The organism is Microbacterium sp. 05N427 (assembly GCF_056397105.1).
On the sequence record NZ_JBFTMT010000012.1, the window covers coordinates 141345 to 150687 of the forward strand.

The following is a 9343-nucleotide window of genomic DNA, read 5'->3' on the forward strand; positions in this document are numbered from 1 at the left end:
GATGCGTCATTGCATACGTGGTTGATACCATGTGACACATTACTCATACGACGCCCTCGAAGGGAAGAGCGGCCTCGGCTCAGTGCTCCTCGTGGCCGCTCCACACGCCGCCGACGTGACCGAGGTGCCGGCGCATGAGCGCCTCCGCGCCTTCGCCGTCCCCGGCCACGAGCAGGTCGACCAGTTCCGCGTGCTCCAGAGCCGTGGGCACCAGCGTGTCGGAATCCGCCAGGCGGACGAGCCCGACCAGACGCGTCTGCTGCCGCAGCTCCCGCACGGTGTCGACGAGCTTCTGGTTCCCCGTCACGGCGAGGACGCGAAGATGGAATGCCGTGTCGGCCTCGAGGTACTCATCGAAGCGGCGGTTCTGCCCCGCCGCGACGATCCGGTCGGCGAGCTCGCGCAGCTCCTTCTCGAGCGCCCCGTCGATCGCGCCGGCGACCCGGCGCATGGGCGGCGCCTCCAGCAGCAGGCGCACATCCGTCAGCTGGTGGAGCTCGTCCGCGGAGACCTCGGTGACCTGGAATCCTCGATTGCGGATCGGACGCAGGAACCCGCGGCGGGCGAGGTTGAGCATGGCTTCCCGCACCGGCGTTGCGCTCACGCCGAAGTCGCCGGCCAGGGTGGGCACCGTCAGCACCTCACCAGGAGGCGTCTCCCCCGACACGATCCTCGCCGCGATCAAGCGCTCGACCTGTTCCCTCAGACTCTCTGCAGGCACGAGGATGGATCCGGTGCTCATACTCGGCACCCGTCGCAAAACGTCATACGGCACATGCTAGCGCTGCGCGTGGGATCATTGGCCGACGACCTCCCGCACCGAATCGAGGCCCTATGCCGATCGAGTTCGCCTCCTCGCCGCGTTCCACGGTCGGGCTGGAGTGGGAGCTCATGCTCGCCGATCCGGCCACGGGCGATCTCGTCGGCCGTGCCCCCGAACTCCTGCACGATCTGGAGGGCGCGAGCGCGGACGAGCGGCATACCGTCACAGGCGAGCTGCTGACGAACACGATCGAGGTCACGAGCGGCATCGGATCCACGGTGTCGGCAGCGGTGGAGGACATCGCGGCGGCGATCGCGGCCGTGCGCGCCGCGACGGATCCGGCCGGCATCGAGCTGCTGTCCGCGGGCAGCCACCCGTTCGCGCAATGGTTCGATCAGCGGGTCACCGACAAGACGCGCTATCACTCGCTCATCGAGAAGACCCAGTGGTGGGGCCGCAACATGATGATCTGGGGCATCCACGTGCACGTCGGGGTCGAGGACCGCGGCAAGGTGCTGCCGATCGTCGGTGCGCTCACCTCGTACCTGCCGCACTTGCAGGCTCTCGCCGCGTCCAGCCCGTTCTGGGCCGGGGAGCGCACCGGCTACGCCTCCAACCGGGCCCTGGTCTTCCAGCAGCTGCCGACCGCGGGCCTGCCCTGGCCGCTGCCGGACTGGGCATCCTACGAGGGGTACCTCGAGGACATGGTGCGCACGGGCGTGATGGCCGATGCCACCGAGGTGCGCTGGGACATCCGCCCCGCGCCGCGCTGGGGCACGATCGAGGTGCGCGCCTGCGACGGCATGTCCACCCTGCGCGAGCTCGCCGCCGTAGCGGCCCTCACCCAGGTGCTGGTGGAGTCGTTCTCGCGCGACCTCGACGAGGGGCGGCCCCTGGCCGTCCTCGCCCCGTGGTTCCACCGCGAGAACAAGTGGCGCGCCGCGAGGTACGGACTCGACGCCGAAGTCATCGTGTCGGCCGACGGCACACAGCGCTCAGTGCGGGAGCACCTGGCCGAGGAGCTGGAGCGTCTATCGCCCATCGCCACCGAGCTGCAGTGCTCCGCGCAGTTCAGCGGGGTCGCCGACATCCTGCGGGACGGCGCCAGCTACGAGCGCCAGATCGCGGTCGCCGACGCGACCGGAGGCGACCTTCACGAAGTGGTCGAGCACCTGATCCGTGAGTTCCGCTCCGGCCCGGAGACGCTCTGACGCGTCCGTGGTCGACCACGGGCTTCGCAGAACGCTCCGGAGACGCCCACAGGGTCAGCCCTCGACGAGCTGACGCGCGAGCCCCTCGTCCAGCACGACGTCCGTGACCAGGCGCGCCCCGATCGCGGCCCGTAGCGAGGGCAGCTTCTGCGCGCCCGCGACCACGCAGAACCGTCGCGCGACGCGGCGTAGCCGGTCCAGTCCCGGTCCCGTCGCACGCGCGTTCACCGCGATGTCCTTCCATGTGCCGTCCGCGCGGAAGAACACGGTCGCCACGTCGCCGATCGCCCGGTCCTCGCGCAGGCTGCGGTAGTCGTCGCGGCCGAGGTAGCCGCCCACGTAGACGCGGCTCGGCACCTCGGCACTCGGGGAACCGACGCTGAACACGGCGAGGTCCATCTTGGCCTGCAGATCCAGCACGCGCAGGGTGCTGCGTTCGCGCCACATCGCCTCCCGCGTCCGAGGATCGTCGAAGAATGCGGGCACCGGGAACTGCTGCACCTGCGCCCCGAACGCGGATCCGAACCGCTGCAGGATCTCGCTCGAGTACTCCACGCCGCTGGTCAGGGTGTTTCCTGCGCCGTTGAGCTGCACGATCGTGGTGCCGCGGGTCTCCTTCTGTCCGAGATCGCGGCTGACCGCGCTGATCGTGGAACCCCAGGCGAGGCCGACCACCATGTTCGAGTCGATGATCTGCGTGAGCAGGCGGCCCGCGGTCAGCGCCACGCGCTCCAGCCGCTCCACCTCCGTCACGCTCTCCGGCATCGGCACGACGTGCGCGGTCACATGCAGGCGGTCGTGCAGCTGCTGCTCGAGCTCGCCCGCGTGCTCGAGGGGCGAGTTGATCCTGATGTCAACGAGGCCGACTTCGCGCGCATAGCTCAGCAGGCGCGACACCGAGGAACGGGACGTGTCGAGCTCCTCGGCGATGACGTCCATCGTCTTGTCCTGCAGGTAGTACAGCCGCGCCGCCGTGAGTGCGGCGACGACCTTCGACTGGCGCTTCCGTTCATCCATTCCAGGCCCTTCGAGGATCGATCCGATCGATTCTTGCACATTCGTGCAGCCTGCTTGACCATACGGGCGGCTGGGGGAATGCTGTGAGAAATCCGGAAGGAGACGAAGATGACTGACCACGTCCACAACGCCGCAGAACGCCCCGAGGTGACTCGCGTTCGCGAAGCGGGCCGCACCACTGTGCTGGTGATCGGCGGCGGGATCAACGGGATCTCCACCTTCCGCGACCTCGCCCTTCAAGGGGTCGACGTCGTCCTCGTCGAGCGCGGCGACTTCGCTTCCGGCGCATCCTCGGCCTCCAGCCACATGATCCACGGCGGCATCCGCTACCTCGAGAACGGCGAGTTCCGCCTCGTCAAGGAGTCGGTCACCGAGCGCAACGGTCTGCTGAAGATCGCCCCGCACTACGTCAAGCCGCTCGAGACGACGATCCCGATCTACTCGACCTTCTCGGGAATCCTGTCCGCACCGCTGCGCTTCCTCACGCACAAGTCGGGCAAGCCGCAGGAGCGCGGCGCGTTCCTCATCAAGATGGGTCTGACCATCTACGACACGTTCTCCCGTGACGGCGGGATGGTGCCGCGCCACAAGTTCCTCGGCCGCAAGAAGTCCCTCGCGGAGCTTCCCGCCATGGACCCGAAGATCAAATACACGGCGACCTACTACGACGCCTCGATGCACGATCCGGAGCGCCTCGCGCTCGACGTGCTGCAGGACGGTCGGGCAGCGCACCCGGGTGCGCGTGCCCTGAACTACGTCGAGGCGATCGGCCACGACGGCGATGCCGTGCTCGTGCGCGACCGCGAGAGCGGCACGGAGTTCGCCATCGCCGCCGACGTCGTCGTGAACACCTCCGGGCCCTGGACGGACCTCACCAACGAGGCCATGGGCGAGCTGACCCGCTTCATGGGCGGCACCAAGGGCTCGCACATCGTGCTGGACAACCCCGCGCTGCTCGCCGCGACCCGCGGCCGCGAGATCTTCTTCGAGCACTCCGACGGCCGCATCGTGCTGATCTACCCGCTCAAGGGCAAGGTCATGGTCGGCACCACGGACATCGACGCCGACCCGCGCGAGGTGCCGCTGTGCACCGAGGAGGAGATCGACTACTTCTTCGATCTCGTGCACCACGTCTTCCCGGACATCGCCGTGAACCGCGAGCAGATCGTCTACCGGTTCAGCGGGATCCGCCCGCTCCCCCGGCATGAGGACACGGCGCCCGGATTCGTCTCGCGTGACTACCGCGTCGAGGTCGACAACAGCCGCGCTGTTCCGCACCTCAGCCTGGTCGGCGGCAAGTGGACGACGTTCCGGGCGCTCGGCGAGACGCTGTCCGACAAGATCCTGGATCTTCTGGGCCGCACCCGCGTCGTCTCGACCCTCGGCCGGGCGATCGGCGGCGGCAAGGACTACCCGCAGGACGATGCCGCGCGCGTCGCCTGGATCACCCGGAACCTACCCGGCGCCGGAGACCGGGCCGAGCCGCTGCTGAAACGCTACGGCACCCGCGCCGCCGAGGTGTGGCAGTACGTCGAGCAGGGTCACGACGCGCCCCTCGCCGGCGGTCAGCTCTCGACGCGCGAGCTCGAGTGGATGGTGCAGAACGAGCTGATCGTGCGCCTCGAGGACGTGATCCTGCGCCGCACGAGTCTCGCCTTCACCGGAGACGTCACCGAGGAGATCCTCGAGGAGATCGCCGATGCGCTCGCACCGCTGTGCGGCTGGGACCGCGCACGCACCGCGCGGGAGGTCGAACTGACTCGGGAGCTGCTGAACTCCCGCCACGGACTGTCCCTCGTCGCCCGCACCCGCGGGTAGACGAGGATCCCCCGCCGCCCTCATCGGCGTCTACACATAACACCGCATCGGCAGAGGGGCCGATGCTCTGCGAAAGGTCAACGAAGACATGCCTGATGTGAATATGGGCCTCTACTTTCTGTCCGAATTGGTCGGCACGGCGATGCTGCTCCTGCTCGGCTGCGGTGTGGTCGCCAACGTCGCGCTGGTGAAGAACAAGGGCTTCAACGGCGGCTTCCTGATGGTCAACTGGGGATGGGGCCTTGCGGTCTTCGCCGGTGTGCTCGTCTCCGCCTACTCCGGCGCGATCCTGAACCCCGCGGTCGGCATCGGTCTGTTCGTGCAGCACCTGCTCGACCCCGCGAAGGGGATCGACTTCTCCCACTACGCCGTCGCGACGGCCGCGGAGCTGCTCGGTGCGATCATCGGAGCCGTGCTCTGCTGGCTCGCCTACAAGCAGCACTTCGATGAGGAGCCCGAGCCGGCCAACAAGCTCGGCGTCTTCTCGACGGGTCCGGCGATCCGCTCCTACGGCTGGAACCTGGTCACGGAGATCATCGGCACCTTCGTCCTCGTGTTCGTGATCTTCGCGTTCGCGGACTACGGCGACGTCAAGATCGGCACGCCTGGCGGCCTCGGTGCACTGTCCGCCCTGCCTGTCGCCCTCCTTGTCGTCGCGATCGGCGCCTCGCTCGGTGGCCCGACCGGATACGCGATCAACCCTGCCCGTGACCTCGGTCCGCGCATCGCTCACGCGATCCTTCCGATCAAGGGCAAGGGGTCGAGCGACTGGTCGTACTCCTGGGTGCCCGTCGTCGGCCCGCTCCTCGGCGGTACCATCGCCGCGCTGCTCTCGCCGGTGCTGCTGCACCTCGCAAAGTAACCCGAACCGCTATTCAAAGGAGAACTGCACATGGCTGACTACGTCCTCGCCATCGACCAGGGCACGACCTCGAGCCGCGCCATCATCTTCGACCGCAAGGGCAGCATCATCGCCACCGGTCAGAAGGAGCACGAGCAGATCCTGCCGCAGGCCGGCTGGGTCGAGCACGACGCGTCGGAGATCTGGGCCAACGTCCAGGAGGTCATCGGCCTCGCTCTGACCCGGGCGCACCTGACCCGCCACGACATCGCGGCGGTCGGCATCACCAACCAGCGTGAGACGGCCGTGGTCTGGGACAAGACCACCGGCAAGCCGGTCTACAACGCGATCGTGTGGCAGGACACCCGCACGCAGCCCATCGTGGACCGCCTCGCGGCCGACGGCGGCGTCGAGCGGTTCAAGCAGATCGTCGGCCTGCCGCTGGCGACCTACTTCTCCGGCACCAAGATCGCCTGGATCCTGGAGAACGTCGAGGGGGCACGTGCCAAGGCCGAGGCCGGCGACCTGCTCTTCGGCACGACCGACTCCTGGGTCCTGTGGAACCTGACCGGCGGAGTGGACGGCGGCGTGCACGCGACCGACGTCACCAACGCCTCGCGGACGATGTTCATGGATCTGGAGACCCTGCAGTGGCGCGATGACATCCTCGAGGCCTTCGGCGTGCCGAAGTCGATGATGCCGTCGATCCGCTCCTCCTCCGAGGTCTACGGCGCCGCCGAGGGCTCGTCTCTGCTGCGCGAGACCCCGATCGCGGGCATCCTCGGCGACCAGCAGGCGGCGACGTTCGGCCAGGCGGCGTTCAACACCGGCGAGAGCAAGAACACCTACGGCACGGGCTGCTTCCTGATCTTCAACACGGGCGAGGAGATCGTCCACTCGAAGAACGGCCTGCTCACCACCGTCGGTTACAAGCTCGGCGACGGACCGACGCACTACGCGCTCGAGGGCTCGATCGCGGTCACCGGATCCCTCATCCAGTGGCTGCGCGACCAGCTCGGCATCATCTCCTCCGCCCCCGAGGTGGAGGAGCTGGCCCGCCAGGTCGACGACAACGGCGGCGTGTACATCGTCCCCGCGTTCTCCGGCCTGTTCGCGCCGTACTGGCGCCCTGACGCCCGCGGCGCGATCGTGGGTCTGACCCGCTACGCGAACAAGAACCACATCGCGCGCGCCGCGCTCGAGGCCGTGGCGTTCCAGACCCGCGACGTGCTCGACGCGGTCAACGCCGACGCCGGCGTGGACCTCACCGAGCTCAAGGTCGACGGCGGCATGGTCGCGAACGACGCGCTCATGCAGTTCCAGGCCGACGTGCTCGGAGTTCCCGTGGTTCGCCCCGTGGTCGCCGAGACGACCGCACTGGGCGCGGCTTACGCGGCCGGCCTCGCGGTCGGTTTCTGGAACGGACTGGACGACCTCGCTGCCAACTGGCAGGAGGACCGCCGGTGGGAGCCCACCATGGACGCCGCAGAGCGCGACCGCCAGCTGCGACTGTGGCGCAAGGCCGTCTCGAAGTCGATGGACTGGGTCGACGACGACGTGAAGTGATCTGACACGCAGTAGGCGGGCCCGGAGGTGTTTCCTCCGGGCCCGCCTTCTGCGTCTCTGCCGCTTTCGCCGGCCGCAGAGTCAGACGTTCAGCACAGCCTTGATCGGGGCGCTGCGGTGCAGATCGCCACCGAACGCGACGAGCTGGAACTGACGCCCTCCGGCGAGATCCACCGCCTCTGCGAAGAAGACGTCGCGGTGCACCCGGCCCAGCCAGGTCGCGCCGGAGCCCCCGATCTGCAGCACGTCGTACCCGACGGCATCGGACTGGAGATCCCAGGCGAAGGTCAGATGCCGACGCCCGTCACCGGCATCGCCCGCATCCGCCACCTGGAAGCCCGTCGGCGTCGCAGGCTTGAGCGGCTTCCCTGCCTCCCGCAGCGACACTCGGCCGATGCGGCCGTCGCCGCTCGTCCGCAAGGAGATCCGCGCGATGCGGCGGCCGCGCGCATTCACCCCGCCCGTCCAGCCGTCCCAGCCCGCGGGATCTGACTTGGTGAGCGGCTGCCAGTCGATCTCGGACGGCGCGTCCTGCCAGGTGACGCCGAGTTCGATGGCCTGAAGGCCCTGGGCGCGGAGCTCGACGGCGATCGCCTTGTCGGCTGTCAGATCGGTCTTGAAGAGGTGGATCACTCCCCCGCCCCGCAGGCTGAGGCTGTGCCCGCTGCCGTAGCTGGTCGACTCGTCGAGCGTGACGACGACATCGCCCTCGGTCCAGAACTGCCAGGTGAGCGCCCGGTCCGCGCTGCCCATGTTGTCCCAGCCTCCGTCGCGCACCCTTGCACCGTCGAGGAAGAACGCGGATCCGACACCCACGTTGAAGTCGGTCGCGATCGGCAGTTCGCCGTAGGGAGAGCGTTCGGTGATCCAGTGCGCGATGCCGTCCCATTGCCGGTAGTTCAGCGTGTCGGTGCGATACGGGGGCGTGCGGGGCTCGAGCCGGCCCGACGTCCCGGGGTTCCCCGTGGGGCCGGACCAGAACCGCTGCTCCAGGTCGCGATAGGTCGCGCGCCCGTCGGCGGTGGAGGTGGTGCCGTCCCACGATCCATTCAGCCAGATCTGGGAGTCCACGAACAGCGCGACCGACGTCGGCGCGGGTCTGCCGGGGCCCGCGACACTGCCGAAGTCCTCTTCGGGCCGGAAACCGCCCTTCTGGTGCTCGACCCCGGCGAAGCCCACCACTCGCGGATCCCGACCGGCCGCCACGGCCGACGCGGCGCTCTTGCTGAGATCACGGTCCGCGCCGCCGGTCGTCGCCTGCCACCAGTAGTTCATGAACAGGGAGTCGTAGATCGGCGCGTCCGGCGTGCCCAGCCAGCGCAGGTTGTTCTCGCTCAGCCTGTTCTCGTAGCTGACCTGGCCGCTGTCGAAGTCGGCCGAGTCGTAGCCCTGCAGATAGAAGTCGGGATCCGTGCGCTTGAGGTAACGCAGGAAGTCCTGGAACCCCTTGATCTGCGTGGCGCTGACGCTGCCCTCCTGGTTGATGAACAGCCCGTCGAAGCCGAAGTACTTGCGGATCTGGATCATCTTGTCCGCGACCGGGAAGGATCCGTCGCTGGCCTGCACGAGGAAGGCGTCGAAGTCCACCGGACGCGGCCAGAACCAGCCGCCGATCGACCGGGCGCCGTTCTTGTGCGCGGCCTCCGTCCAACCCGGGTTGGGGATATCGATCACGCCGTAGGGACGTCCGGGCGCGCGCTCGCCGTCGATCATCTCGATGGGCGCCGATCCCTTGACCTGTCCGTGCCAGGTGCCCCAGATGTCGATGTACGACCAGTACCGCTGGGTGTATACCTGGGCCTCCACGCCGATCGCCTGATTGTGGCCCTCGTAGATGCTCCCCGCATCGTCGATCGTGAGCGTGGACAGCTGCACTGCGGGATCGAGATCCGGATGCGCCTGCGTGGCGGCGAAGGGCGCGATGCGCGTCGCGCGCGGGATCAGGCAGCGCAGGTGCTTCGCCCACGGTGTCGTGCCGGGGTCGAAGGCGAGCAGGTCGTCGGCGGCCCATCCGAACGTGTACGGGCCCGGCGGCGTGCCCCCGGACGCCGGCACGGGGGCCGCGGGGCCGGCTCCGGCGGCGGGGCGAATCGCCGCGGTGGCGGCACCGGGCGCACCGGCCAGCAG

The 9343-nt window shown here is 68.7% G+C and carries 7 protein-coding genes; 4 read left to right on the forward strand and 3 right to left on the reverse strand.

Annotated elements, in window-relative coordinates:
• Positions 1–79: 79 nt before the first annotated feature.
• Positions 80–742: a GntR family transcriptional regulator gene (locus AC1DG4_RS13820; protein WP_477379078.1), complete on the reverse strand. Its 663-nt coding sequence runs from the start codon at positions 740–742 to the stop codon at positions 80–82.
• Positions 743–834: 92 nt separating this feature from the next.
• Between AC1DG4_RS13820 and AC1DG4_RS13825 the strand changes: the two genes are divergently transcribed.
• Positions 835–1974 (forward strand): glutamate--cysteine ligase, encoded by a 1140-nt coding sequence (locus AC1DG4_RS13825; RefSeq protein WP_477379076.1) that lies wholly within the window; start codon positions 835–837, stop codon positions 1972–1974.
• 54 nt (positions 1975–2028) lie between these two features.
• Here AC1DG4_RS13825 and AC1DG4_RS13830 read toward each other — a convergent pair whose 3' ends face one another.
• Entirely contained in the window at positions 2029–2991 is a 963-nt protein-coding gene (locus AC1DG4_RS13830) for a sugar-binding transcriptional regulator (RefSeq protein WP_477379074.1), read from the reverse strand.
• Between the two features lie 108 nt (positions 2992–3099).
• Between AC1DG4_RS13830 and AC1DG4_RS13835 the strand changes: the two genes are divergently transcribed.
• The 3 genes from AC1DG4_RS13835 (at position 3100) to glpK (ending at position 7216) form a co-directional block, all read left to right on the forward strand.
• Complete coding sequence (locus AC1DG4_RS13835; RefSeq protein WP_477379072.1) at positions 3100–4809, forward strand: glycerol-3-phosphate dehydrogenase/oxidase; 1710 nt, start codon at positions 3100–3102, stop codon at positions 4807–4809.
• An 88-nt stretch (positions 4810–4897) separates the two neighbouring features.
• Positions 4898–5671 carry an MIP/aquaporin family protein gene (locus AC1DG4_RS13840; RefSeq protein WP_477379070.1) on the forward strand — a complete coding sequence of 258 codons (774 nt, stop codon included), beginning with the start codon at positions 4898–4900 and terminating at the stop codon, positions 5669–5671.
• A gap of 30 nt (positions 5672–5701) precedes the next feature.
• Positions 5702–7216: a glycerol kinase GlpK gene (glpK, locus tag AC1DG4_RS13845; RefSeq protein ID WP_477379068.1), complete on the forward strand. Its 1515-nt coding sequence runs from the start codon at positions 5702–5704 to the stop codon at positions 7214–7216.
• 81 nt (positions 7217–7297) lie between these two features.
• Here glpK and AC1DG4_RS13850 read toward each other — a convergent pair.
• The coding region (locus AC1DG4_RS13850; RefSeq protein WP_477421290.1) for an endo-beta-N-acetylglucosaminidase at positions 7298–9343 on the reverse strand (2046 nt) is incomplete at its 5' end.